The organism is Blautia sp. KLE_1732_HM_1032 (genome assembly GCF_025147905.1).
Taxonomy (GTDB): Bacteria; Bacillota; Clostridia; order Lachnospirales; family Lachnospiraceae; genus Blautia_A; species Blautia_A fusiformis.
Genome location: NZ_CP102266.1, coordinates 664,043 through 690,025, shown reverse-complemented (window position 1 = coordinate 690,025; position 25,983 = coordinate 664,043). Strand labels below are relative to the sequence as shown.

At 44.5% G+C, this 25,983-nt stretch carries 21 protein-coding genes; 6 read left to right on the top strand and 15 right to left on the bottom strand.

The genetic code is table 11. The features are described 5' to 3' along the window. Positions 1-44: 44 nt before the first annotated feature. Both glgD and NQ489_RS03425 read right to left on the bottom strand, forming a co-directional pair. On the bottom strand, positions 45-1,166 hold the full coding sequence (gene glgD, locus NQ489_RS03430; protein ID WP_021652857.1) for a glucose-1-phosphate adenylyltransferase subunit GlgD: 1,122 nt from the start codon (positions 1,164-1,166) through the stop codon (positions 45-47). Then, the gene (locus NQ489_RS03425; RefSeq protein WP_015525650.1) at positions 1,163-2,440 is read right to left on the bottom strand and encodes a glucose-1-phosphate adenylyltransferase; all 1,278 of its coding nucleotides are present in this window, start codon (positions 2,438-2,440) and stop codon (positions 1,163-1,165) included. The genes glgD and NQ489_RS03425 overlap by 4 nt, the downstream gene beginning before the upstream one ends. 313 nt (positions 2,441-2,753) lie before the next feature. On the opposite strand from NQ489_RS03425, the gene murC reads away from it, so the two are divergent. The 4 genes from murC to NQ489_RS03405 all read left to right on the top strand — a co-directional run bounded on the left by murC (position 2,754) and on the right by NQ489_RS03405 (position 7,756). Then, positions 2,754-4,133 carry a UDP-N-acetylmuramate--L-alanine ligase gene (gene murC, locus NQ489_RS03420; protein WP_021652856.1) on the top strand — a complete coding sequence of 460 codons (1,380 nt, stop codon included), beginning with the start codon at positions 2,754-2,756 and terminating at the stop codon, positions 4,131-4,133. A gap of 330 nt (positions 4,134-4,463) precedes the next feature. After that, entirely contained in the window at positions 4,464-5,561 is a 1,098-nt protein-coding gene (locus NQ489_RS03415; protein ID WP_015525648.1) for a DnaD domain protein, read from the top strand. Between the two features lie 22 nt (positions 5,562-5,583). After that, entirely contained in the window at positions 5,584-6,570 is a 987-nt protein-coding gene (locus tag NQ489_RS03410) for an ATP-binding protein (RefSeq protein WP_015525647.1), read from the top strand. A gap of 1 nt (position 6,571) precedes the next feature. Continuing rightward, complete coding sequence (locus NQ489_RS03405; protein ID WP_015525646.1) at positions 6,572-7,756, top strand: ribose-phosphate pyrophosphokinase; 1,185 nt, start codon at positions 6,572-6,574, stop codon at positions 7,754-7,756. A gap of 163 nt (positions 7,757-7,919) precedes the next feature. Here the strand turns inward: NQ489_RS03405 and NQ489_RS03400 are convergent, their stop codons facing one another. The 9 genes from NQ489_RS03400 to NQ489_RS03360 form a co-directional block, all read right to left on the bottom strand. Next, complete coding sequence (locus NQ489_RS03400; protein ID WP_021652854.1) at positions 7,920-9,467, bottom strand: ATP-binding protein; 1,548 nt, start codon at positions 9,465-9,467, stop codon at positions 7,920-7,922. 27 nt (positions 9,468-9,494) lie between these two features. Continuing rightward, positions 9,495-10,556, bottom strand: coding sequence for a metallophosphoesterase family protein (locus NQ489_RS03395; RefSeq protein ID WP_015525644.1), 1,062 nt, complete (start codon positions 10,554-10,556; stop codon positions 9,495-9,497). A 111-nt stretch (positions 10,557-10,667) separates the two neighbouring features. Then, complete coding sequence (gene asnS / locus NQ489_RS03390; protein WP_015525643.1) at positions 10,668-12,059, bottom strand: asparagine--tRNA ligase; 1,392 nt, start codon at positions 12,057-12,059, stop codon at positions 10,668-10,670. Positions 12,060-12,262: 203 nt separating this feature from the next. Continuing rightward, positions 12,263-13,741, bottom strand: coding sequence for an InlB B-repeat-containing protein (locus NQ489_RS03385; RefSeq protein ID WP_021652853.1), 1,479 nt, complete (start codon positions 13,739-13,741; stop codon positions 12,263-12,265). Positions 13,742-13,795: 54 nt separating this feature from the next. Next, positions 13,796-15,286 carry a UDP-glucose--hexose-1-phosphate uridylyltransferase gene (galT, locus tag NQ489_RS03380; RefSeq protein WP_044962316.1) on the bottom strand — a complete coding sequence of 497 codons (1,491 nt, stop codon included), beginning with the start codon at positions 15,284-15,286 and terminating at the stop codon, positions 13,796-13,798. Between the two features lie 139 nt (positions 15,287-15,425). After that, positions 15,426-17,879 carry a hypothetical protein gene (locus NQ489_RS03375; protein ID WP_021652851.1) on the bottom strand — a complete coding sequence of 818 codons (2,454 nt, stop codon included), beginning with the start codon at positions 17,877-17,879 and terminating at the stop codon, positions 15,426-15,428. 1 nt (position 17,880) lies between these two features. Then, a complete protein-coding gene (locus NQ489_RS03370; RefSeq protein WP_015525637.1) occupies positions 17,881-19,050 on the bottom strand; it encodes a class I SAM-dependent methyltransferase in 1,170 nt (389 codons plus the stop codon). Positions 19,051-19,163: 113 nt separating this feature from the next. Next, positions 19,164-19,544, bottom strand: coding sequence for a hypothetical protein (locus NQ489_RS03365; protein WP_021652849.1), 381 nt, complete (start codon positions 19,542-19,544; stop codon positions 19,164-19,166). A 78-nt stretch (positions 19,545-19,622) separates the two neighbouring features. Then, positions 19,623-20,324, bottom strand: a complete 702-nt coding sequence (locus tag NQ489_RS03360) for a 5'-methylthioadenosine/adenosylhomocysteine nucleosidase (RefSeq protein WP_015525635.1) — start codon at positions 20,322-20,324, stop codon at positions 19,623-19,625. Between the two features lie 174 nt (positions 20,325-20,498). Here NQ489_RS03360 and NQ489_RS03355 point away from each other — a divergent pair, with 174 nt between their 5' ends. Further along, on the top strand, positions 20,499-20,747 hold the full coding sequence (locus tag NQ489_RS03355; RefSeq protein ID WP_015525634.1) for a TIGR03905 family TSCPD domain-containing protein: 249 nt from the start codon (positions 20,499-20,501) through the stop codon (positions 20,745-20,747). 117 nt (positions 20,748-20,864) lie between these two features. On the opposite strand, the gene NQ489_RS03350 is transcribed toward NQ489_RS03355, so the two are convergent. From NQ489_RS03350 to NQ489_RS03340, 3 genes are all read right to left on the bottom strand, one after another. Beyond that, positions 20,865-22,481: an MBL fold metallo-hydrolase RNA specificity domain-containing protein gene (locus NQ489_RS03350; RefSeq protein ID WP_021652847.1), complete on the bottom strand. Its 1,617-nt coding sequence runs from the start codon at positions 22,479-22,481 to the stop codon at positions 20,865-20,867. Between the two features lie 347 nt (positions 22,482-22,828). Continuing rightward, positions 22,829-23,308 (bottom strand): DUF6147 family protein, encoded by a 480-nt coding sequence (locus tag NQ489_RS03345; RefSeq protein ID WP_049947028.1) that lies wholly within the window; start codon positions 23,306-23,308, stop codon positions 22,829-22,831. A gap of 66 nt (positions 23,309-23,374) precedes the next feature. Beyond that, positions 23,375-24,217: a DUF4367 domain-containing protein gene (locus NQ489_RS03340; protein ID WP_021652844.1), complete on the bottom strand. Its 843-nt coding sequence runs from the start codon at positions 24,215-24,217 to the stop codon at positions 23,375-23,377. Positions 24,218-24,309: 92 nt separating this feature from the next. On the opposite strand from NQ489_RS03340, the gene NQ489_RS03335 reads away from it, so the two are divergent. After that, a complete protein-coding gene (locus NQ489_RS03335; protein WP_044962288.1) occupies positions 24,310-25,377 on the top strand; it encodes an undecaprenyldiphospho-muramoylpentapeptide beta-N-acetylglucosaminyltransferase in 1,068 nt (355 codons plus the stop codon). 64 nt (positions 25,378-25,441) lie between these two features. Here the strand turns inward: NQ489_RS03335 and NQ489_RS03330 are convergent, their stop codons facing one another. Next, positions 25,442-25,969 carry an RNA polymerase sigma factor gene (locus tag NQ489_RS03330; protein ID WP_021652842.1) on the bottom strand — a complete coding sequence of 176 codons (528 nt, stop codon included), beginning with the start codon at positions 25,967-25,969 and terminating at the stop codon, positions 25,442-25,444. Positions 25,970-25,983 lie beyond the last annotated feature (14 nt).

Genomic DNA, 25,983 nt, shown 5'->3' with positions numbered 1-25,983 from the left:
TTTCATTTCGCTAACCGTATCTGCGGAAAACTGATCTTCCGCATTTATAATACGTAGCGTTCGTTTTTCTCTACGACGATCTTCACTTCTCCTTCTTCGCCGCAGTAATATGAATTCGCCCGGATGGTATCCCGGCTCTCAACAATGCAATTCTCAATATGCGTATTATCTCCAAGATATACGTCATTAAGGATCACAGAGTTTTTGATCACACAGTTATTTCCTACAAATACATCACGGAACAGAACAGAATTCTCCACGGTTCCGTTGATGATACATCCGCTGGACACCAGACTGTTCTTCACAGTTGCACCCGGATTGTACTTAGCAGGAGGTACATCCGCGATCTTGGTTTTGATCGCCGGCTCCTGTTTGAAGAAATAGTTCCGGATCTCCGGTTTCAGGAAATCCATATTTGTCTGATAATAAGCCTCTGCAGTAGAGATATTATTCCAGTAGTTATCGATCTTATATCCGTAAATCCTCTTCAGATTTTTGTAACGGATAAGAATATCATTTACAAAATCATGCCTTCCTTCCTGGGCAGCACGCTCGATCAGTTCGATCAGCTGCCTTCTTCGGATGACATAGATACCAGTAGATACCGTATTATAGGAGGAAACGATCGGTTTCTCCTCAAATTCCTCGATCCGACAGTCCTCATTCATGCGAAGAACACCAAATCTCTCAACCTGGCTCTGATCCTTGCATGTAGTACATACAACGGTAACATCTGCTCGCTTTGCGATATGATACTCCAGGACTTTATTGTAATCCAGCTTGTAGATTCCATCGCCGGAAGCGATCACCGCATAGGGTTCATGACTGTTCTTTAAAAAGCTCAGGTTTTGATAGATCGCATCTGCAGTACCCTGATACCATAAGCTGTTATCTCTGGTAATGGTTGGAGTAAAGACATAAAGTCCTCCCTGTTTTCTTCCGAAATCCCACCATTTGGATGAACTTAAATGCTCATTAAGGGAACGGGCATTATACTGTGTCAGCACAGCAACCTTCTGGATATGTGAATTTGCCATGTTGCTGAGGGCAAAGTCGATCGCGCGGTAACTTCCTGCAATAGGCATTGCCGCGATTGCTCTTTTGTTTGATAATTCTCTCATGCGGTTATTATTACCGCCTGCCAAAATAATACCTATCGCTCTCATTCTTTCCCACCGTCCTTTGCTGCAATTACCTGGCCGGCTGCCAGTTCTCCGTCAGGGTAGTCTTCTTTTGTTGTAACACCGGCGATAGCGGTATTCTTACCGATTTTGACACTGTCCGGAATCACGCTGTTTTCGCCGATAGCCACAAGTCCAAAGGAATATACAGCCGGTTTCAGAACATTCGGTACCTCCTCGCCGCATCCGATCACAACATTATTTCCGATGACAACATCTTCTGCCACGATGGCTTTATCCATAACAACGTTCTCACCAACTGCTGTATTCTTCATGATAATAGAATCACGGATCACACTGCCCTTGCCGATGATAACATTCGGACCGATCACTGAATTATGTACTTCACCATAGATTTCTGTTCCCTCACCGATGATACACTTGTCCACAACTGCATCTGCGGAAATATACTGTGGCGGGATCACATCTCCCTTGGTGTAGATCCTCCAGAATTCCTCATAAAGATTAAACTCCGGAATGATATCGATCAGCTCCATATTTGCTTCCCAGTAAGAACCAAGAGTTCCTACATCTTTCCAGTAGCCGTTGTACTCATAAGCAAAAAGGCGCTGCCCCTTCTCTTTACAGTACGGAAGGATATGTTTACCGAAGTCACAGCCATTCTGATCCTTCAGGGCGATCAGTGCTTCCTTCAGAACCGGCCATGAGAAAATATAGATACCCATGGATGCAAGATTGCTGCTTGGATGCTCCGGCTTCTCCTCAAACTCAGTAATACGGCTGCTCTCATCAGTAACCATAATACCAAAACGGCTGGCTTCCTCAATGGGAACCGGCATACACGCGATCGTAATATCTGCCTTGTTCGCCTTGTGGAAATCCAGCATCACTTCGTAATCCATCTTATAGATATGGTCACCGGAAAGGATCAGTACATAATCCGGGTTATACTGCTCCATATAAGCCAGATTCTGATAGATCGCATTGGCAGTTCCTGTGTACCATTCACTGCTTGTGCTCTTCTCATACGGAGGAAGGACTGTGACACCGCCTTCATTGCGGTCAAGATCCCACGGAATACCGATACCGATATGTGTATTCAGGCGGAGAGGCTGGTACTGTGTCAGCACACCCACCGTGTCAATTCCCGAGTTAATACAATTGCTCAGTGGAAAATCGATGATACGATATTTACCACCAAAAGCGACTGCCGGCTTTGCAACCTTTTCTGTCAAAACTCCTAACCTGCTGCCTTGCCCACCGGCCAAGAGCATGGCAATCATCTCTTTCTTAATCATGCGATCACCTCTTGTATGTTATGATTATTCCATTATAGCATACTTTACTGTATTAGTGAACATTTTTTACAATTATTTTAGCTGTATTTTACTTTTTTTATCGCTATTGTATATTATAAATTGGTAAGACTCATCATTTTTTTCATTCCTCTGGTAATTTTCAACATTTTTCGATGTTATTTTCTGGTTACTTTTATATTCCGGAAAAAACCGCTTTTTTAGCCAAAAGAACCACTTTTCAATTGTTTCTGTTGGCGTTATAATAAAACAGACAAAAGAGCTACGAAAATAACATATATATAAGGAGATTATTATGTATCAGATAGACTTTCATAAACCGCTCCATATTCATTTCATCGGGATCGGAGGCATCAGCATGAGCGGCCTTGCCGAGATCCTTCTGGAAGAAAATTTCCGGATTTCCGGTTCCGATGCCAAATCCAGCCCGCTGACCCGCACACTGGAAGAACGTGGCGCTGTGATCTATTACGGACAGCGCGCTTCCAACATCAAGGATGATGTAGATGTGGTTGTCTATACAGCAGCGATCCACCCGGACAACCCGGAATTTGCCTGTGCGAAAGAAAAAGGGCTTCCAATGCTCACCCGCGCAGAGCTTCTGGGACAGATCATGCGGAACTACGATACACCGATCGCAATTTCCGGAACCCACGGAAAAACCACTACTACTTCCATGGTTTCCCATATCCTTCTTGAGGGTGACTGTGATCCTACCATCAGTGTTGGCGGAATCCTTCCTGCTATCCACGGAAACATCCGCGTTGGAAATTCTGAGACCTTTATCACAGAGGCATGCGAATACACCAACAGCTTTTTAAGCTTCTTCCCTAAGATCAGTGTGATCCTGAACATGGATGCCGATCATCTGGATTTCTTCAAGGACATCGATGACATCCGCCATTCCTTCCGGAAATTTGCAGAGCTTCTCCCTGCTGACGGTACTCTGATCATCAACGCCGACACACCGGAGTATGAGACGATCACCCGGGAGCTTCCATGCAATGTTCTTACCTATGGTCTGGAGCACGATGCCGATTACACCGCAGCAGACATTACCTGGGATAAATACGGACATCCTTCCTTCTCCGTTCTCTTCCGGGGCAAAAAGATCGGCAGCTATTATCTGCGTGTACCGGGTATCCACAACGTATCCAATGCACTGGCCGCCATTGCCGTAGGACGCCTTCTGGACCTTCCGGATGATGTGATCGTCAAAGGTCTCGGAAGCTTTACCGGTACAGACCGTCGTTTCCAGTATAAAGGTGAGATCGGCGGTATCACCATCATTGATGATTACGCGCATCATCCAACCGAGATCGAGGCAACCCTTCATGCTGCAAAGAATTATCCGCATCAGAAGGTATGGTGTGTATTCCAGCCTCATACCTACACACGTACCAAAGCTCTTCTTCCGGAATTTGCAAAAGCGCTGACTCTGGCCGATCATGTTGTACTGGCTGATATTTATGCCGCACGTGAAACAGACAATCTTGGTATTTCTTCCCAGGATCTCCAGAAACAGATCCAGGAACTTGGAACCCCCTGCGAATATTTCCCGACTTTTGATGAGATCGAGAGCTTCCTCTTAAAAAGTTGTGCACATGGTGATTTGTTGATAACTATGGGCGCCGGAGACGTTGTAAATATTGGAGAACACCTTCTCGGAAAATAATTATCCACATTATCCACATGCTTATGCACATTTCAGACGTGCCTGGCATGTGGATTTTTTTGTGTATAACCTACTTGACATAATTCAACAGCCAAATTCAACAAATACCGCATTTTTCTTACAAAATTAAGGTTTTTGTTAGTTGCTGATAATGTTATCCTCAAAGTTTTCCACACTATCCACATTTTCCACATGGAAATTGGTGCACAACTTCTGTGAAAATAGACTATTCTCAAGTAAAAGCGGTTGTGCTATAATCCTTTTTAGCATGGCGGACTTTTGGATATCACCTGAAATATCTGCTGTATTTTAGAAAGGGAGCTGCTGATCATGAGCCTGATTTCACTTCAGAATTCCTCAGAACTGGAGGTAACGATTCTTTCCAATCGCTTTATTGACAATTTCATGCCTCGTGCCAACGGGGAGTTCGTAAAGGTATATATCTACCTTCTCCGGATGGTATCTGCCGCTCCTTCTTCTTTCAGCCTGGAGCATATGGCAGACAGCCTTTTCTGCACGGAAAGAGATATTTCCCGTGCGCTGAAATACTGGGAAGGTGAGAAACTGATCGCATTAACCTATACTGCAGATCAGAAGCTTTCCGGGATCACTTTGCTGGAACCCTTTGCGGATACCGGTCATAGAGAGAGCAGCGCTTCCGTGGATACTTTCACCGGTTCCGGCAATTCTGCTTCCGTTTCCGGGAACACGGATCCGGGAGTCCCAAGCTCCGCTGATTACATTCTCAGTCTCACTCCTGACCGGATCAGAGAACTTAAGCAAAACGAAGAGATCAGTCAGCTTCTCTATATCACAGAGCAGTATCTGACCAAAACACTGACGCCTACAGAAATGCAGAAGATCCTTTTTTTCTATGATGAGCTCCATATGTCTGCGGATCTCATCGAATATCTGGTGGAATACTGTGTTTCCAGAGGCCGCAAGAGTATGCGTTATATTGAAACTGTTGCACTCGCCTGGGCAAAAGACGGCATCACCACCGTCGAGATGGCCCGGGATGCCAGCTCCCGTTTTTCCAAGGATTATTACACGATCCTGAAAGCTATGGGGATCAGCGGCCGCAATCCTGTTGATAACGAGATCACTTACATTGATACCTGGCGCAAGACCTACGGTTTTGATCTGGAGCTGATCCAGGAAGCCTGCAGCCGTACTGTCCTTTCCACCGGACAGCCCAGTTTCCAATATGCAGATAAGATCCTCTCCGGCTGGAAAAAGAAAAACGTACATACGCTGGAGGATATCCGGCTTCTGGATGCCGCACACAAAAAACGCCAGCTTGAGAAATCCGTTTCCAGGAAGAAGCAGCCCCAGACTCAGCCTCAGAATAGCAACCGCTTCAATAATTTCCACCAACGTGATTATGATTTTGCGGAATATGAGAAACGTCTTTTAAATAATCAGTAACAGAACCTGGAAGGAGCGCTTTATGCCTTTACAGAATTTTCAATATGATACTATAATGAGAGAATACAGCCGCCGGCAGGCACAGAACCACCGTATTCTGGAGGAGCACACAGCCGAAGCCTACGGAAAGATCCCCCGTCTGAAAGAGATCGATGACGAGGTGGCAACTTTAAGTGCTGACAAAGTCCGTCGCCTTTTAAACGGCGAAGAAAAGGGAACTTCGGATCTGAAGGCAGCCATCCAGGAGCTTTCCGATGAACGGATCACCCTTCTTGTTGCAAACGGCTTTCCCGGAGACTATCTTGAGATGCCTTATACCTGCCCTGACTGTCAGGATACCGGCTATATCGGCAGCCGAAAATGCACCTGTTTTAAAAAAGCTGAGATCGAACTGCTTTATGCACAGTCCAATCTGAATGAAATTCTCGAAAAAGAGAATTTTGACAGCTTTTCATTTGACTATTATTCTGCTACAATAAAAAACGAAGCCACGGGACTGTCTGCCCTGGAAACAGCCAGACGGGCCTATGACACTGCACAGCGCTTTGTGCAGAACTTCGACCATAAATTTGAAAACCTGTTTCTATATGGTGATACCGGTGTGGGAAAAACCTTTCTTTCACACTGCATCGCCCGAGAGCTTCTCAGATCCACCCACTGTGTCCTGTACTTTTCCGCCTACGATCTTTTTGATATGATGGCTGCGAATTCTTTTTCCCGAAAAGATACCGGCACAGACGAGGAACTGATCTATGACTGTGATCTTCTGATCATTGATGACCTGGGAACGGAGCTTACCAACAGTTTCGTATCTTCACAGCTTTTTCTCTGTCTCAATGAGCGGATCATGCGCAGGAAATCCACGATCATTTCCACGAATCTGACGCTCAAAAATTTCTCGGATACCTATTCCGAGAGAACATTTTCCCGAATTGCCAGCAACTATCAGATGATATCGTTGATCGGGAAGGACATCCGTATACAGAAAATATTTTTAGGAGGAAATTAAAATGGCACAGGTAAATACAAAAGATTTTTCCACACTCCCGGTAGGAAGACTTGGACTGATTCCCCTTCAGAGCTGCAGCTCATTAGGCGCGAAGGTGAATGACTGGCTGGTCAAATGGCGTGCCGAAAGACAGTATCCTGGAATGGACTCCTTTGCATTCGAGGGATACAAGCGCGATTCTTACATTATTGACGCCAAGACTCCACGTTTCGGCTCCGGTGAGGGTAAATGCACCATCAACGAATCTGTCCGCGGTGATGATATCTACGTAATGGTAGATGTGACAAATTACAGCTTATCCTATCCAATCGGACCTTACACGAATCTTATGTCCCCGGATGATCATTTTCAGGATATGAAGCGTGTTATCGCCGCTGTAGGCGGAAAAGCCCGCAGAGTCAACGTGATCATGCCATATCTCTATGAGAGTCGCCAGGACAAACGTGTCGGAAGAGAGTCTCTTGACTGTGCCAATGCACTTCATGAGCTGATCGATATGGGTGTTGAGAATATCATCACCTTTGATGCACATGATTCCCGTGTACAGAATGCGACTCCTCTTCATGGTTTTGAGACTGTACAGCCATCCTACCAGTTCATCAAGGCTCTTCTTAATAATGAAAAGGGACTTCATATCGACAAGGATCATTTCATGACGATCAGCCCGGACGAAGGAAGCATGAACCGTGCGATCTATCTCGCCAATGTCCTCGGTGTTGATATGGGTATGTACTATAAACGTCTGGATTACTCAAGATATGTAAACGGCCGTCATCCGATCGCAGCATATGAATTCCTCGGACCAAAGATCGAGGGCAAGGATATGATCCTGATCGATGATATGATCTCCTCCGGTGATACGATCATTAAGATCGCGTCTCTCCTGAAAGAGAAAGGAGCAGGCAGAGTTTACATCTGCTCTACCTTCGGATTCTTTACCGATGGTCTTGATAAATTTGACGATGCTTACAAGAAGGGCTACTTCGACAAGCTCCTTACTACTAACCTGGTTTATCAGTCACCGGAGCTTCTTGAGAAGCCATACTACATCAGCTGCGATATGAGCAAATATATTGCTCTGATCATTGATACGCTGAACCATGATACCTCTGTCAGCCACCTTCTGAATCCGGTAGACAGAATCAAACGCTGCGTAACAAATTACATGAGCCAGCATGAGAAATAAATAAATCATAACGCACGCAAAGCGGCTGCACCTTCTGAGAACGATATAACAGTCTCTCAGAAAGCGCAGCCGCTTTATATTTCTGTAACAGACGGATATCCATGATCCGCATCTGCTGTCTGCTTTGCTTTTGATCTTTATGCTGAAATCTTCCTGCAAAAGCTCACATAGGAAGCTTCTGATAGGGAATCCTCTCTTTATCCAGGATCTCCATTTCTCTTTTATGGCAGGTACTTATGATCACCTGTCTGTTTTCTTTATGCAGCCACCTGAGAGCCGCTGCAAGACGTTCTTCATCATACATGCCAAATACATCATCCAGGATCACAGGGAACGGTTCCTCTTTGCAGAAAAGCTCTCCTGCTGCCATACGAAGGGCAAAATAAATCTGCTCCAGTGTCCCGCGGCTCAGTCTCTCAATGGATACGATACGCTCCCCTGTGTTCACAGACATATGCAGTGCCTCATCCATCAAAACCTCCTGGTATCTGCCACCGGTGATCTCACTTAATATCTCAGATGTACGTTTTTTCAGACGGACCCCTACCTGATCCGTAATGTTTCCGGAAAGTGCCTCAATCGTCTCCATGGCCATATTCAGCGCCTGGATCTCTGTTTCCTCCGGAGTGATCACTTCTGTATTTTCTTCACATTCCGCCAACTCTGCCTGCAGGTTCTCCAGCGCTGTATGCTTCTCTTCGTAGTCACTGTCCAGACTGTTCCGGTTCCAGGTCAGCTCTTCATGTCTGGAATGCCAGCGCTCTCTCTGACGTTCTCTCTTATTCAGCTCCCTGCTGAGCCGTATGCGAAAAAACAATGCCGCTACAGAAATCGCCGCAGTTGCCACGCCTGCCAGAACACTGAAAATGACCTGCCCGGAAAAAGCTGCCAGGCAGCCGGTACCGGCAATCCCACCAAGCAGCACAACTGCCAGAACTGCATCTGTCAGCTCCCGCCTTCTTTTTACACGATCGATCCGAAGCTCAAGAAGATCCTCTGTACTCCGTTCTCTGGTCCCTATGTTCATCCCGTCCTGCTGCTGCATGATCCGGTCACGCTTCTCATCCAGTTCACGGATCTCTCTACGGATATATTCCATGTTTGCGGAAATCTTTTCTTTTTCCTTTTCCAGATCTTTTTTTCGCCGGGCCGCTTCTGTCAGATATCCTTTTCTGGACATTTTCAGCATCTGCATGGCTCGTCCCATGTCAATGGAACTGTCACCGGTTCCCTGATAACTGGCCATGTAATTCTGCAGTTCACGTACGAGATCTTTTCCTGTAACGCTTTTCAGCTGTGCCACAGACACCGTATTATCATAAACTGCCTCACTTACATTTCCCAGAATAGTCCCAAGAGCTCCCTGTTCCGCATCCACAAGACTGCCATCATCTTCACAGAGAAGCTCTCCCAGCTTCTTTTCTTTATAAAAATTCCTGGTAAGACGATACTTCTTCCCCTTGCTTGTGAACCACATGATCCCACCATATTCTGCCGGATTTTTCCACGGTTCATATTTTGTATATGTATCGTTCAGAGCAGCCTTTCCCCGCAGTCTGCGAACGCCGTAAAACATGGAGCGGATAAATGTATGTGTGGTAGTTTTTCCACTCTCATTTTCACCGTAAAGTACGTTGATCCCAGGCGAAAGCTCCATATCCTTGTCCCGGATCTTCCCGAAATTTTTTATTTTTAAACGTCTGATAACCATCTTATGCTATCCTCCTGTGCTGCCCCTTTATCGCCGGCTGCCTGTCTCAAGCAATGCCTGAAGCCCATAATACAGCGCCTTTTTTTCCACGGTATCCATACCCTTTTTGGCCAGAAAATAGCCGATATAATCACCGATCAGAGTACCGCTGTAGCGTTTGTAGAGCTCACCAAGATCATACGCCGGCCAGGATTCATCCACAACATCGGTAACATTTCCGAGACTTTTCAGTTTCTCAGGGATCAGAAGAAGATCCGGCGAACGCATTCCCTGAAGAACGATCCTGTAGATATTCCTTCCTCCTCTGCGGAAAATCTGGGATTTTACCGCTTCTTCCAGAGATATCTGTGTAGTTTCCTCGTGAAGTGTCATTACCAGCTGCTGATAGGAACGACAGGCAAAGGGAACGAACTCTGTACGGATCCTTCCGTTGATCAGTCGTCCCTCCATATATCCATGTTCCCCTGTATCATTCCTGTCAATGGGCTCCAGAGCCCCGGAAAAGGCCGCCTGGTCACGGATCAGGATCTGCGGCTTGTGGATATGCCCTAACGCCACATAATCGAAGCCTGATGCCGCCAGAGCTGCTGCACTGAGAGGAATATGCTTCTCATCGCCGCCATGGGCCAGCAGAATATGGATTCCTTCTTTCTGGACAGGGACAGCCTGATCATAAAGTCCGTCTTTTATTTCCCGGTCATAGTAACTCAGTCCATATACATAGACATCAAGCCTGGGATCTTTAACGCAGGTCAGTTCCCTGCTCCTGAAAAATATAACATTGGAATTCCACTCAAACGTATTATAAAAAGAATCTCTGCTTATAAAATCATGATTTCCTGCCATCAGATACACTCTGGTATCCGGGATGGTGGAAAACAGATAATTTACTTCCTTAAGCTCTCTCATAAGAGGCTGGCGGTGGAACAAATCTCCGGATATAAATAGCAAATCCACCGGATCTTCGCGGATGCCCGCAATAACCCGGCGGAAAGTGCTCCAGATTTCTTCCTCCCGCTCTTTGCTCCACGGGCAGCCCCTGTCGGGAACCGCGCCCAGATGCACGTCTGCAAGATGAATAAATCTCATAATGTTCTCCCTTGTGTGTCAGTCACACATATCAATACCTGTTGCCAATTTCTCCCTGCTGTTCTCTGATCTCAGGAGCACAGAACGTCCTGCTGTGCAAAAGTGTTCTGATCAAAGATCGCAGTTCTTTACAGTTCTCGGGAATGGGATCACGTCACGGATGTTGCCCATACCTGTAAGGTACATGACACATCTCTCAAATCCAAGACCAAAGCCGGAATGACGTGTGGAACCATATTTACGAAGATCCAGATAGAAATCGTAATCCTCCGGTTTCAGACCCAGCTCATCCATACGTGTTTTCAGCTTGTCGTAGTCATCCTCTCTCTGACTTCCTCCGATGATCTCTCCGATTCCCGGCACCAGACAGTCCATAGCCGCAACTGTCTTTCCATCCTCGTTGAGTTTCATGTAGAATGCCTTGATCTCCTTCGGATAATCTGTAACAAATACCGGTCTCTTGTAGACCTGCTCTGTCAGATAGCGCTCATGCTCTGTCTGAAGATCACATCCCCAGAATACCTTGTAATCAAATTTGTCATTGTTCTTCTCAAGGATCTCAACAGCCTCTGTATAGGTCACATGCGCAAATTCAGAATTAAGCACATGGTTCAGTCTGTCAAGAAGCCCCTTGTCAATGAAGGAATTGAAGAAGTTCATTTCCTCCGGTGCATTCTCAAAGACATAACGGATCACGTATTTCAGCATAGCCTCTGCAAGCTCCATAGCATCCTGAAGGTCTGCAAACGCACACTCAGGCTCGATCATCCAGAACTCAGCTGCATGACGGGTAGTGTTGGAATTCTCAGCACGGAAGGTCGGTCCGAATGTGTAGATATTGCGGAATGCCTGTGCATAAGTCTCTCCGTTCAGCTGTCCGCTTACGGTAAGGTTTGTCTCCTTTCCGAAGAAATCCTGTGAATAATCAACACTTCCATCCTCTGTCAGCGGAATATTCTTCGGATCCAGTGTTGTTACCTGGAACATCTCTCCTGCACCTTCACAGTCACTTCCTGTGATCAGCGGTGTATGCACATAGACAAAGCCTCTCTCCTGGAAAAATTTATGGATCGCATATGCACAGAGAGAACGTACACGAAATACAGCCTGAAAAGTATTTGTTCTCGGTCTTAAATGTGTCATGGTCCTTAAGTATTCAAGACTGTGTCTCTTCTTCTGAAGTGGATAATCCGGTGCGGAAGCTCCCTCTACAGATATCTCTGTTGCCTGGATCTCAAATGGCTGCTTCGCCTGAGGGGTAGCTACCAGCGTTCCCTTAACAATGATGGCCGCTCCAACGTTCAGCTTGGAAACCTCTGCGAAATTCTCCATGTTATCGTGATATACGATCTGAAGAGTTTCAAAAAAGCTTCCATCATGAAGTACGATGAATCCAAACGCCTTGGAATCACGAACACTTCGTACCCATCCACCTACGGTGATCTCTTTGTCGAGATACTGTTCACGGTTTCTGTAAATCTCTTTCACTGTTGTCAGTTTCATAATCTATACCTCATTCCTCATATTCAGGATCACACGTCCCTGCGGACCTCCAAACGTCCGTATCGAATTAAGTATAGACTATTCTCATGGTTCGTGCAAGGAGTAATTGCCCTGTCGGACAGAAAAATAGCGGGCCGCCGGACAGAAAAATCCCGCCTGGCGGAATGTCTCCGGCAGACGGGATTTTTCTGTCTGTTATACCATTAATAATAAGATGCGTTGATACTTCCTGTGTTGAGATAAGTAATGCAGTAATAGTAGATCCTCTTGAATGTCTTTGTTGTGTAATGAAGTCCGTCATCGCCATCATCCACACCATCATAGCGGGCATTGGTCCCGTAGCCTTTTTTCATAAGTACGCTGTACATATCAATATATTTGTAATACAGAGAAAGACCGGAACGGATCTTGCTGTTGAATTCTCTTACCTGTGCTTCTGTACGGGCGCCTCTTCCCGTTTTTGTGATCATGGTACTGTTGACGGGATTTACAGACATGTAAAAGAGCTTACAGTTCTTACTTTTCAATGTGGATGCGATACTGGTCATATAGCTGACATAATTGCCTGCATTTCCCAGGTCATTGACACCCAGATTAAAGATAACGGCGATCGGTTTGGAACCTTCTGTTTTGTCGATCTCTTCTATAAGCTGTGCATATCCTGTATCCCGGAACCAGCTCAAGCCCTTTCCTGGGTTTGCAACAAAAGAAACCCCATTTGTTACAGAACTGCTCATCTGTTTTTTCAGTGTCGCCTGTATTCCTGCAGTACGGGAATCTCCCACAAAAATGACCTTACTGTACATCATACCGATAGCCGGATGAGCCATCTCATCGGAACTGATGTCCTTCTCCAGTGCACGGTTAAATACCGTCGCATACAGATTGGTATTTTTGTTGATCCGCAGAAGTTCACCGGCTTCATAATCCGGATCTGTGGAAGAACCGGTCCGTCTGGTCTTAGACCAGCCCATAAATGTATAACCTGTCGCATTGGATACAGATGGGAGCTTAAGGTAACCGCCCTTTCCAAGTGTTACTGTCTTCCATACGGTTCCGTTTGCCTTGCGGAGATTTACTTTTACTGACTGCATCTGTACAGAATAGTATCTGATATTACCGGAGATTTTAATCTTCGTTCCTACTTTTTTTGCAGTAGATGCCTTGCCGTTCTTTGCTGTTGACCAGCCAAGATTTACATATCCCGATCTGGATGGAACTGCAGGCAATGTGTAATATGTACCCTCTTCTACTTTTTTCTGCAGCTTCTTATATGCGGAATTGGTGCTTCCATTTCCAAGATAGAAGTTTACGGTATAATACTTACTCTTTCTGCGGACCGCATACAGAGTCATATCTTTTCTGACCTTTACGCTGGCACCTGCTTTATATACCACCTTACTGCTCCCCTTCCGTGTGGTCCATCCGAGATTCTGATATCCCACAGCCTTGGGTACTGCCGGAAGCTTGATCGTAGTATTTAATGTCACGTTCCGTGTCAGTGCGGTATACGTCTTACTTTTGCTGGTACCTGAATTATTATTGAACTTAACGGTATAAACAAGCTTCGCCGCCGACACCTTATGCGATGCAGCCGGCACAAAGATCAGTGCAGCTGCCACAAGTGCCAGCAAAAGCCATTTTATCCGAAAGGCCTTTCCGGTTTTTTCCCTGTTTTTCATATAAACAAACTCCTCCTGAAATACATATCCATCCCCGGGTGCCTCCGTACTTTTTTACAGAGTATTGATAAATCTCATAAATGCATCCCTGCCCTCTGGTGTGCATTTATAAACACCGGCATCCTCCAGTACATGAACAAATACATTGCCCACTTCCCTGCGAAGGACTTCCTGGATATTATCTTTATCAAGTTTCTCATATTTTGGCAGAAATTCTGCAACCCATGCAGCATGTTTCTCGATTTTCTCATTGGAAGCGATGTCCCTGCCGCTTAAAATGTATTCTTCAAGAAGCTCCAGCTCTTCTTTCAGACGTGCCGGAAGAACAGCGAGTCCCATAACTTCGATAAGACCGATATTCTCTTTCTTGATATGATGATAGCATGCATGCGGATGATAAACCCCCAGCGGATGCTCCTCTGTTGTGATATTGTTACGTAATGTCAGATCCAGTTCAAAGGTATCTCCCACTTTACGTGCGATCGGTGTGATGGTGTTATGCGGCTCTCCGTCTGTTTCTGCAAAGATAAATGCAGCCTCATCCGTATATCCTCTCCAGCCTGCCAGTACATGTGTTGCCAGATCGATCAGTCTCGTCTCGTCTTTACTGCGGATACGCAGTACGGAAAGAGGCCATTTTACAATGCCGGCTTCCACATCTTCGTATCCCGGGATCGTCACATGCTTTTCAATCTCTGCCTTCGCCATGGCAAAGGTATAATGCCCGCCCTGGAAATGATCGTGGCTGAGGATAGAACCTCCTACGATTGGAAGATCCGCATTGGAGCCAAGGAAATAATGTGGGAACAGCTTTACAAAATCAAACAGCTTGATAAATGTATTTCTCTCGATCTTCATCGGAGTATGCTGACTGTTAAATACGATACAATGTTCATTGTAGTAAACATATGGAGAGTACTGGAAGCCCCATGGACTGTCATTGATGGTAATCGGGATGATCCTGTGGTTCTCCCTTGCCGGATGATTGACTCTTCCTGCATAGCCTTCATTTTCCGGACAAAGCAGACATTTTGGATAGCTGCTGGATTTTACCAGCTTGGCAGCTGCGATAGCCTTTGGGTCTTTTTCCGGCTTGGACAGGTTGATCGTGATATCGATCTTGCCATATTCGCTGTCTACTGTCCATTTCTGATCTTTTTTTACGCGATAACGTCTGATATAGTTACTGTCCTGACTCAGCTTATAAAAATAATCTGTGGCTTTTTCCGGATCTTCTTTATAAGCATCCCAGAATTCTCTCTGCACCTGGGCAGGACGCGGCATCAGACAGTTCATCAGTTTTGTATCAAAGAGATCTCTGTACACAATACTGTCCTCGATGATGCCCCTCTTTACAGCCTCATCAAGAAGTTCGTTCAAAGTCTCCTCAAGATTGATTTTAGCATACTCTGTCTCCGGTTCTGTATATTCGCTTTCCCCAAAGGCATCCAGAAGAAGATTGGTTGCATAAATTCTTTCGCATTCTGGAGTAATACCACTCTCCACCCCATACTGTACCAGTTTTTTAATACTTTCACTTAACATTGATTTTTCCCCTTTCCTGTCGCGCTTTTCCCGGAAAACAGGAACTTTTTTCCTGTTTTCCGATTTATGCCAAACGGGAACTCCCGTCTTGCCATCCTGCTGTAACCCCATGGCCTTCATCCGGCCTGCTCTGTAAGCATCACTCTATGACGTTTTCTATATAGGTGAGAAATACATTTCCGGCACTCTCAAACAGCGCTGTACTGTCATTCATTCCATACGGGCTGATCTGCCCTGTTGCCGGATCATAAAGATAGGTATTATATTCATCATAGCCTACGATCACCACACTGGAATTTTCTCCTGTCTTGGCGATCACCGGTCTCTGGGCACTGACCTCATAAAGAACATTGTCAAGAGTGCAGCCGGTCAGATCGATCACCGTTCCCATATCACCAAGGCTATCCTGAAGTTCTTTTTTCTTCCAGTTGGCTGTACGTATACTTTCCGGTACATCCTCTATATTCATCTGGAGCTTTGTTTTTTTGTTTCCACGTTCCCAGACATACTGCTGCGCACGGTTAAGTACCACTCCAGTCTGCGCATCCGCGCGTTTCACAGCTGCAGCCGGATCGGTATAGATACGGTCAAGAGAACCATATGCATAAACATAATAAAGTTCTCCCTGTGGAACGGTAGTATCCAATGTTACCGATGAGTCTTCAGTACTCTCGATCTTGGAACAAACAAGCAGCGGACTGTCTGTCTCCGGTTTCTGAGTCATGGTCAGGCGGATCAGCGTTCCTGCACGGTTTGTAGTGATCAATGCTACATCTATCTGGCTTCCGGATGCTTTTTTGTTATTCATGATATTGTCCTTTTTCTGGACTGTATAAGCATTCCCCGATTTTGCAGAAAGTTCAAACTCCATCATGGTACTGCCAACCGTTACGTTGGTGATATAAAGGCCATCCTGACGATACTCTTTTTTCACCTTTCCTTTAAAGCTTTCAATGCGTAATGTACTGATTCCCTCTGTTTCATGTCCGTTGGCATCCGTAAGAATATCTTCATCGGAAAGGATCCCATATACCAGATCTTCATTCATAAATCCCAGAGCTCTCAGATTTTTTCCGCTTTCCGGCGAAATATCTCTTGTTTTCAGAGAATCAAATTCAATTTCCCGGATCTTCCCTGCATCATCTCCGGATTCGATCAGCCATGCTGCATGTGCCTTGGTATCTGACACAACAAAATGGTTCTGTTTGATTCCTTCTTCCAGAACCTGTGAGGTTCCTGTCTCAATATCTACCTGATACAGCTTCTGTGCAAACAGCAGAAACAGCTGATTGTTTTTGTTTACATAAGTGAGTGTTCCAAGATCTTCCTTCAGGAACTCGTAGGATTCTGTACTTGGTATGAATACTTTTTCTTCCACCACATTACGGTCGCTGTTGTAGTGATAAACACAGACACCGCTGTATCCCTCGTGAACACCACGGTTCATGTAACCGTACAATACAAAGTCCACATCCCCGTTATCTGCCACTCGGATGATCTTGATATCATGTTCGTTGCGCACATATCTGGAATCGTTATCTTCCTCTTTGCGGAAGCTGAAGATCCTTGTGATCTTTCCGCTGGACGGTGCATAAGACCAGAGATCCCCATCCTGCTCAAAAGCAACGATCTTTCCACTGCTGTCTGAAGCATAGGTGACATTCTTGTCACGGACACCCAGAAGCAGGCCTGCATCGGAAACTACCTTCTGAGACGGATCAAATACCTTCGTTGCAGAACGTTTAAAATCCAGCAGCATGATCCTTGTTTCTGTATAACGCATACGGTAAAATTCCGTAACATCATAAATTTCGGTTTTACCATCATCATCCTGTGCGGAAACCTGATAATCCAGCGTGATACTTGCAGTCGTTTCATTGATATCATCGATCAGCGGAACTCCTTCCATGTAGAGCTTCGGAGAAAGGGATCCCCAGCTGATATTGGAAAGTCCAGAACTGATGGAAATATTATTGTAATTCGTTCCGCCGGAAATATCCTCCGCTTCCAGATATCCGGTCAGCGTATCTGCCTGTTCCTTGTCCAGACACTTTGTGGAAAAATCCTTGACAAACTGAAGATACGCTTCTGTATTCAACTGGGTTCTGGAAACCACTCTTGTATAGTAGTAGACTTCCCCCTCACTGGTATCCAGCGTGATCTGCATGGAATACTCCTGGTTCATGCGAAGGTCACTGCCGATCTCAATCTCTGTACTTAAACAGCCGTTGTCCTCTTTCGTGAGATTCTTGATCTTACGGTTCTCCATAACCTTGCTTCCGTCTGAAGTCCGTACCTCATAAGCAAGCCCTGTTACTGTATCAGCATATGGGTTGATCTCAAAAGACACTTTTTTGGTCGTATCCAGCGGAGTAATACTTCCTCTCATGAAATCGGTCTGCATCTGCTGTCTGTATCCATACATCTTATTTGCCTGGGTACTTCCGATCTTTACCATAACCTCTGGAAGTGTGGCATCGTTCATATCTGAGCGGTTATCTGTAGACTGACTGTTCATCAGAAATGAGGTCCCGGCTACTACTGCCACAAAGATCACCAGCAGTATCGCTCCCTTACGTAGGATCTTCATCATGTCATTCTCCCTTCTGTGAGGCTGACTCTTCCGGATAAAGAAGCCTATCCAGGGTAGGAGCCACATGAAGAGCCTTCATGGTATCCGAAAAACTGTCCCTGCTCTTTTTCTTTCCGGTTTTTACTGCGCGGATCAGAATATTCTTTGGTGTATGTTCCATATCGATAAATTCAAGAAGCTGGGTTTCATATCCTTTGCTTTCCAGAAGCTCAGCACGAAGACCATCTGTGATCAGAGCTGCCATTCTTTCCTTCAGGATCCCATAACGCATAACAGGCTGGAGCATTTCGTTTCGGATCTGACGATTCAGTTCATGCTGACAGCATGGAACAGACAGGATCACCTGAGCCCCCCATTCCACTGCCTTGGCCAGAGCGAAATCTGTTGCTGTATCGCAGGCATGAAGTGTCACCACCATGTCCACAGAAGAAACGCCTTCGTACCCTGCAATATCTCCCTGGTAAAAATGCAGCTTGTCATAACCATAAGATCTGGCCAATTCACTGCAATGCCGTATCACATCTTCCTTAAGATCCAGCCCTATGATGTTTACATCAAAACCCTCCAGTTCTCTGAGATAATAATACATAGCAAAAGTAAGATAGGATTTTCCGCAGCCAAAATCCAGGATCGTGATCTCTCTGTCTTTAGGAAGCTTCGGAAGGATATCCCTGATAAACTCCAGAAAGCGATTGATCTGTCTGAACTTGTCATATCTGGAAGCAACGATCTTTCCATCCTTTGTCATAACTCCCAGATCCACCAGAAACGGAGCTGCCGTTCCCTCTCTGAGAATGTACTGTTTCACCCGGTTATGAGGAGCGATCTTTATCTTCTCATTCTGTGCAGGCCCGTGTTGTTTTGTTTTGATGGTTGCTTTCCCTTTCTTGCTGATAAGGATACTTCCATCCTGACTGCGTCCGGTTGCCTGAAGCTGACGAAATTCCTCCATGGCATGCTCCAGATAAGCGATCATCTCTTCCCTGGTAAAATTCTTATGATAAACCTTCGTCCCTTCTGTCATGGACGCCTGGTAAAAAATCTGACCCTTCAGCTCCACAGGACGAAGCTTCACCTTGGAAGGTCCCTCGCCAGTCCTGCGGCCACTGACAACAGCCTGTATCAGCTGTTCATTAATCTGTTCTTCTAAAAATTCCCTTATTGTTTTCATCATACTTCCATTATATTCACTTTTTGTTTTATTGTATATGGACAGATGTTGTGCGAACCAGTTTTGGTCGCTTCTGCCAGTATCACTGTATCGTTCATGGGTAAACCGCCATTTTAATACTCAGTGCGGAAACATTTTCTGCACCTTCTCCTCCTGCATCTTCGTCTGGAAATCTCCTGATACACCAGCACTTCGATCAGATCATCCAGGAACCCTCCTGGAATCTCCTGTACACTGGTATCTCCTTCCATCTGTCCTTTCACCTGGTGACAGATGTGATAGAGCATGAAACGATCCGGATATTCATCATACAGCCGGCTTCCCTCATAATCCAAAAGCTGACACTGTGCTTCCGCTTTTTCCTGGATCCTTCGGGCTGTATCCGGATAGTATGATCTCATCAGATCAAATTCCTTTTCCTGTTCTCTCTCTTCATTATAAAAACCAGGACTTCCCTGTGTAGCATAAAACGGATAAAAATCTGGATAGATCATAACTCTTCTGCTGTCCTCTCTCTGCTATCTCTTACAGTATATGCAGAAGAAAAATGACGGTTCCCTCCAAAGTTCCGATCAGGCCATCCGTTTCAGCATTCCCTGGGTCAGACGTACGCTGTGCTCAATTGCAAGCTTTTCAAAAGCCGGATAATCCATGTTTGCACTATTATCTGCTTTATCTGAGATAGCACGGATGATCAGGAATGGAATCCCGTTAAGAGCTGCTGCCTGTCCGATCGCTGCGCCCTCCATCTCAACAGCATAGGCGCTGAATTCCTTTACAATATTATCTTTTACACCCTGATCACATACAAACTGATCTCCGGAAGCAATTCTTCCTTCAAAAACCCTGATCTCCGGATTTACTTCCTCGCATACATCATGTGCGATCTTACGAAGGCACTCATCTGCCTGGAAGGAAAACTCTTTCATCTGCGGGATCTGTCCCTTCGGATATCCGAATCCGGTTGCATCCATATCATGATGAAGAACATCTGTGGAAAGTACGATATCTCCAATATTGATATCATTGTTAAGGCTTCCTGCGATACCGGTATTGATCACCGCTTCCACCTGAAAGAGATCTGCCAGGATCTGGGTGCACATGCCGGCATTTACCTTACCGATCCCGGACTGTACCACAACTACCTTCTTTCCTTCCAGAACACCCTCATAAAAATCCATTCCGGCTCTGGTAGTAATGGATACATTCTCCATAACCTCTTTCAGTCTTGCTACTTCCTGTTCCATTGCTCCTATGATTCCAACACATTTCATGATCTGTAAATCCTCTCTTTCAATATGATATCCCGCTGAATTTCACAGTTTTTTCCGTTCAGCAGTATCTTTTTCTTTTTCTACATTGTTCATTATAACAAATTTTATTTTTTATGGAAACTTTTTTTGAGAGATGCTATAATCGATAAATAAACAGAACAGGAGGTAACCAGAATGGTTTATAAGACAAAAGGCGTCTGTGCTCAGGGAATTGAGTTCGAGATCGACGATAATAAAAAAGTTCACAATATCAAGTTTACAGGCGGATGTTCCGGAAACACACAGGGTGTTGCACAACTTGCAGAGGGAATGGATGCAGATGAAGTGATCTCCCGTCTGGAAGGCATCCGCTGCGGATTCAAACCAACTTCATGTCCGGATCAGCTTGCAAAAGCCATCCGCCAGGCATTGAACGAAGGCTGATCTCACATAATCTTATTTTGTATATCGGATTTATCATCACCCTGCGAAAAATTTCCGCAGGGTGATTTTATGATGATTTGACAAAATAATTGTTTCAATGTTATCTTTGTTATCCGGTTAAATATCTGTTCTGTCCCACTTGTCACACAGTGACTGGATATCTCTTGCAAAACGATCCAGATCTTTATTGGGGCAGCCTTCATTCTTCCGGATCACGGACATCAGGCGACGTCCCATAGCCAGCAGCTTCTCATATGCACGAGCAGCCTTGGTTGTTTTCGGCGAAGCAGTTGCCTTTACGATCCGAACACCGACAGCCTCATGGATACACCGGTTCTCCAGAAGATCATATTCAGTTCCACTAAAGGGTGCTGTTGCATCATACCCAAGCTCTTCTTTAAGCCTCTGGGCAAAAATCTCCGTCACCGTATCATCACCATGCGTAACAAATACGTGTTTTGGTCTCGTCTCAAAGGCTTTCGCCCATTCTATAAGTCCGTTTACATCAGCATGACCGCTGATTCCCGACATTTTGCATATTTCAGCAGCTACCTGCACAGTCTCACCAAACAACTTCATCTCCACAGCACCTTCCAATAATGCCCGTCCCGGAGTTCCGATAGCCTGGTATCCAACAAAAAGAATGGTATTTCTGGGATTCCACAGATTGTGTTTCAGATGATGTTTGATACGACCAGCATCACACATACCGCTGGCGGAAATGATCACCTTGCAGTCCTCATCAAAATTGATAGCTCTGGAATCATCGGTAGTAACGGAGGTCTTCAATCCCTGGAAGGATAACGGATTGATACCTTTATTCAAAAGATCCATTGCTTCCTCATCATAGCAGGTATATGCATTCTCACTGAAAATCGTAGTTGCCTCATTGGCAAGGGGACTGTCTACATATACCGTAAAACCATCATGGCCGTGAACCAGTCCCTGTTCTTTGATCTGTCGGATAAAATACAGCATTTCCTGAGTACGGCCTACTGCAAAGGACGGGATCACCAAACTGCCGCCTCTGTCAAAGGTCCTCTGGATGATCTCTGCCAGTATTGCCGGATAATCCGGACGTTCTCCATGACTGCGGTCTCCGTAGGTAGATTCCATCACAACATAATCTGCCTCTCGGATATATACCGGATCTCTGATCAGCGGCTGATTGATATTTCCGATATCGCCGGAAAAAACGATCTTTTCTGTTTTGTCCTCTTCCGTCATCCAGACTTCAATACTGCTGGAGCCAAGAAGATGTCCTGCATCCACAAATCTTACTTCGATTCCCTCTGCCGGTTTGATGATCTTATCATATGGACATCTGACGAAGTTCCGGAGCACACCCATGGCATCTTCCATAGTGTACGCAGGAATAAATTCCGGTTTTCCTTCTCTCCGCCCCTTTCGGTTTCTCCACTCAGCCTCGAACATCTGGATATGTGCGCTGTCACGAAGCATGATATCGCAGAGATTACAAGTTGCCTCTGTCGCATAGATCGGCCCCTGATAGCCTTTTGCATACAAGGCCGGAAGATTTCCGGAATGATCCATGTGTGCATGTGTCAGAAGCACAAAATCCAGATCACCCGGAGCCACCGGAAGCTCCTTATTCTCATAATAATCCGGTCCCTGCTCCATTCCATAATCCACCAGAAACTTCCGTCCTGCCGATTCCAGATAATAACAGCTTCCAGTCACCTCATGCGTAGCACCGATAAATGTTATCTTCATGCACAAGCCCCCTTTTCCGTCCCACGTTCTGAAATTTCCATATCAAAAAAAGCCTGAAGGATCTCTCTGTGATATCCGATCGTCCAGAAACGCTGTGATATACAATTCCAAGAAGAAATAATCGACTTTTTGTTTATTAACGGTTTGTTATTGTATTTATTATACACGAAATATATGTTTTTTGACAGTCTTTTTGTGAAATATGTTTCTTTTTTTAAGGGGATTTTTTTAGGTTTTTTGATATTATTCAGAATTTTTAGGCATTCCCCAGCGAAGGTAATGTAAAGTTTACTGGATTTTTTTATTTTTTGGGGTGTGACATCGCTGGGGATGTGAGAGTTGATTTGTTATTTTACTAAAACACCGCTGGTTAATGTTGTAGTTGATTCCTTGCTTCCATCTTTTGCTGCATGATATCCTCGTACGCGATAATAATAACCGCTCGGAACGATAACTGTCAGTCCCTTATTTAAATGATCTACATTGTTTGCTGTATAACTCCAACTTTTATAAGTAGAATATGTACCTTTTACTTTCCGTTCCAAATATATCTCCAAATATACTTTATCACAAACATGATGACACTGTGTTATTCCTGAAACAGCCACCTTATTGCTAGCCATTTTTTTCACAGAAGTTGTTCCAAAATTTAAATTGTTGCCTCTTAACATACTGTATGTAGTATCTTCAGCATAATCCGCATCTGTATCCGTATCCACTGAAAAATCATCTGATAAATTCTCTGCCATTACAGGTGACGCAAACAATATGCTGCAACAGCATACTAATAATAAATTTCGCACAATTCTTTTCATTTTCTCTTTCATATAGTGCCTTTCCACCTTTAAACTTCCATTACAATATATATACGAGTTAAGAAATAAATTATCTCGTCAAAATCTTATGTTTTTTATCATTTTTAAAAATTCTTCTTTTTCCATCTTTCCACTTATCTCATAAAAAGCGGTATTATCCTTCCAATAAGCAACATAATTTTCTTTTTTATCCTGATTATCTTTTATTTTTTTTATTTCAATTACAATATTTTCATCTTTCCACTTAAGTGTTTCTAATGTTTCTCCATCTAAATTATAATCACTATTTTTACTGCTATCACTATGATCATTAATATATAATGTTATAATTACATTTTTATAATCATACTCTATCAAAGCATTGCCAATATCCGTGTTAATTTCATAGCTTTTAAATTTAAGTCCAACTGGTCTGTACATAAATTGGGGAATTGTATTTAAATTTAATTTATTTTTCACTTCATCTAACGCCATCTGCTCATCCTTCTGCGCTCTCTCATTTTCTTCATCATTTTCAATTGAAATACTCGTATCATCCCCAGCCCAATACCTCACAGAATCAATAAAATAACTCCTGTTCGCCTGGCTGGTCATGCTTGCGGCGAAGATACCGGCTGAGCATACAAGTACTGCTGCCGCTACGCGAGCTGTTTTATGACTTTTCTTTTCGGGCAGATAAACGATTTTTACATTCTCTTTATGATCATCAGTTTTAATACTGTCAGTTTCGTCTTCTTTGTAAACACCATCTGCTTTCAGTTTTTCTACAAGCCTCTGATAAGCAGCCTTTGCCTCCTCTTCTGTTTCTCCATCATCAGGAATCACTCCATCTGGAAACAGGATTTTTTCCATCTCTTCGGTTTCTTTTTCATATTCTTCTGCCAACCATTTTTTCAGTTCGGCATCCCTGAAATTTTCCATTATTTTTCTCCTGTAATCCTATCTTTCCTTGACAATTCCTCCGTTAGAGTTCATATTTAATGATAGTATATGACTATTCAGGAGGAATCCAAATGAAACACATCGTACTTACCGGCGGTGGTACTGCCGGACATGTAACTCCAAATATTGCCCTGATTCCAAAGCTCAGGGAGCTTGGTTATAAGATTTCCTACATCGGTTCCTACGAAGGAATCGAAAAAAAACTGATCGAAGAACTTGGAATCCCATATTATGGAATCTCATCCGGAAAGCTGAGACGTTACTTCGATCTCAAAAACTTCTCTGACCCGTTTCGTGTACTGAAGGGATTCAGCCAGGCCAGAAAGATTCTGAAAGAGCTGAAACCGGACGTTGTTTTTTCTAAAGGCGGTTTCGTTACGGTTCCCGTTGTGATCGCGGCCAAACGTTTAAAAATCCCCGCATTGATCCACGAGTCCGACATGACTCCAGGTCTTGCCAATAAACTCTGTCTCTCTTCTGCATCCAGAATCTGCTGTAATTTTCCTGAGACAGTCGCCAATCTTCCAGCTGACAAAGCAGTTCTTACAGGAACTCCGATCCGCCAGGAACTTCTTTCCGGAAATGCGGAAAACGGTCGTAAATTCTGTGGTTTCACTGCTGACAAACCGGTACTTATGGTTATCGGTGGTAGTCTGGGAGCTGCTTCTGTCAATGATAATGTCCGCAAGATCCTCCCTGAACTTCTGAAGGAATTCCAGGTTGTCCATCTCTGCGGAAAGGGAAAAACCGATAAATCTCTCAACGGTACTGCCGGATACGTCCAGTATGAATATATCCAGGACGAGCTTCCGGATCTGTTTGCCATGGCTGATATCGTGATCTCCCGCGCAGGCGCTAACGCGATCTGTGAGATCCGCGAGCTTCATAAGCCAAATCTTCTGATCCCGCTTTCTGCCAAAGCCAGTCGTGGTGACCAGATCCTTAACGCACGATCCTTTGAACGCCAGGGCTTCAGTAAAGTGCTGGAAGAAGAGGAGATCACAGAAGAAAAGCTTCTGGAAACCATCCGCCAGCTCTATACCGATCGTCAGAAATATACAGATGCTATGGCAGGAAACGGCCAGGTAGATTCCATCAGTAAGATCACTGATCTTATTGAAGAATGCGCCAGAGCCTGACTATATTTCCACAACAGCCATATGAAAACTCTGCCACTCCCTTCCGGGCTGGCAGGGTTTTCTTTTATTCGTATACTTTGCGAAATTCTTCCTGCAGCCAGCGCTTCGCTTTATATATCCTGTTATTGACACCACTTTTCGTCAGACCATATTCTTCTGCAACTGTTTCAACGGAAATCTCCAGATATTTGACCTGAATTAAGATCTCATAATTTATCGGCTGTTTCTTTCGAAATCTTCTCAGCACCATATACATAAATTCTTTCTTCCCTTTACGCAGAAATACCTCTTCCGCATCGACCGAATTCTGTTCTTCCAGAAATGCCGCAACTTCTTCCTGACAGACAAACTCATGCTTGGAGCTTGATTTCTTTATATAATCCAAAGCCTTATTCATAGATGCCCTCTTGATCAGAGAAAACATCATCTTTTCATTATCAATATTCAGGCCATCCTTTATAGTATACATTTTGTAAAGTACATCCTGACTGACATCATCAGCAATACTCCAGTCATGGAGAACCCCATACGCATACCCTCTGGATATTTTTCGGTATTTAAGATAAAACTCTTCAAATGTCTGATTATTCATTTTTCCTCTTTAGT

What these genes read in the sequence shown, in the direction of transcription:
- NQ489_RS03405 (WP_015525646.1), top strand. Translation starts at nt 6,572, where the DNA reads ATGGCACAGGTAAATACAAAAGATTTTTCCACACTCCCGGTAGGAAGA.
- NQ489_RS03355 (WP_015525634.1), top strand. Translation starts at nt 20,499, where the DNA reads ATGGTTTATAAGACAAAAGGCGTCTGTGCTCAGGGAATTGAGTTCGAG.
- NQ489_RS03345 (WP_049947028.1), bottom strand. Translation starts at nt 23,308, where the DNA reads ATGAAAGAGAAAATGAAAAGAATTGTGCGAAATTTATTATTAGTATGC.
- NQ489_RS03375 (WP_021652851.1), bottom strand. Translation starts at nt 17,879, where the DNA reads ATGATGAAGATCCTACGTAAGGGAGCGATACTGCTGGTGATCTTTGTG.
- NQ489_RS03350 (WP_021652847.1), bottom strand. Translation starts at nt 22,481, where the DNA reads ATGAAGATAACATTTATCGGTGCTACGCATGAGGTGACTGGAAGCTGT.
- glgD (WP_021652857.1), bottom strand. Translation starts at nt 1,166, where the DNA reads ATGAGAGCGATAGGTATTATTTTGGCAGGCGGTAATAATAACCGCATG.
- NQ489_RS03360 (WP_015525635.1), bottom strand. Translation starts at nt 20,324, where the DNA reads ATGAAATGTGTTGGAATCATAGGAGCAATGGAACAGGAAGTAGCAAGA.
- murC (WP_021652856.1), top strand. Translation starts at nt 2,754, where the DNA reads ATGTATCAGATAGACTTTCATAAACCGCTCCATATTCATTTCATCGGG.
- NQ489_RS03425 (WP_015525650.1), bottom strand. Translation starts at nt 2,440, where the DNA reads ATGATTAAGAAAGAGATGATTGCCATGCTCTTGGCCGGTGGGCAAGGC.
- NQ489_RS03395 (WP_015525644.1), bottom strand. Translation starts at nt 10,556, where the DNA reads ATGAGATTTATTCATCTTGCAGACGTGCATCTGGGCGCGGTTCCCGAC.
- NQ489_RS03370 (WP_015525637.1), bottom strand. Translation starts at nt 19,050, where the DNA reads ATGAAAACAATAAGGGAATTTTTAGAAGAACAGATTAATGAACAGCTG.
- NQ489_RS03385 (WP_021652853.1), bottom strand. Translation starts at nt 13,741, where the DNA reads ATGAAAAACAGGGAAAAAACCGGAAAGGCCTTTCGGATAAAATGGCTT.
- galT (WP_044962316.1), bottom strand. Translation starts at nt 15,286, where the DNA reads ATGTTAAGTGAAAGTATTAAAAAACTGGTACAGTATGGGGTGGAGAGT.
- NQ489_RS03335 (WP_044962288.1), top strand. Translation starts at nt 24,310, where the DNA reads ATGAAACACATCGTACTTACCGGCGGTGGTACTGCCGGACATGTAACT.
- NQ489_RS03400 (WP_021652854.1), bottom strand. Translation starts at nt 9,467, where the DNA reads ATGGTTATCAGACGTTTAAAAATAAAAAATTTCGGGAAGATCCGGGAC.
- asnS (WP_015525643.1), bottom strand. Translation starts at nt 12,059, where the DNA reads ATGAAACTGACAACAGTGAAAGAGATTTACAGAAACCGTGAACAGTAT.
- NQ489_RS03340 (WP_021652844.1), bottom strand. Translation starts at nt 24,217, where the DNA reads ATGGAAAATTTCAGGGATGCCGAACTGAAAAAATGGTTGGCAGAAGAA.
- NQ489_RS03410 (WP_015525647.1), top strand. Translation starts at nt 5,584, where the DNA reads ATGCCTTTACAGAATTTTCAATATGATACTATAATGAGAGAATACAGC.
- NQ489_RS03415 (WP_015525648.1), top strand. Translation starts at nt 4,464, where the DNA reads ATGAGCCTGATTTCACTTCAGAATTCCTCAGAACTGGAGGTAACGATT.
- NQ489_RS03365 (WP_021652849.1), bottom strand. Translation starts at nt 19,544, where the DNA reads ATGATCTATCCAGATTTTTATCCGTTTTATGCTACACAGGGAAGTCCT.
- NQ489_RS03330 (WP_021652842.1), bottom strand. Translation starts at nt 25,969, where the DNA reads ATGAATAATCAGACATTTGAAGAGTTTTATCTTAAATACCGAAAAATA.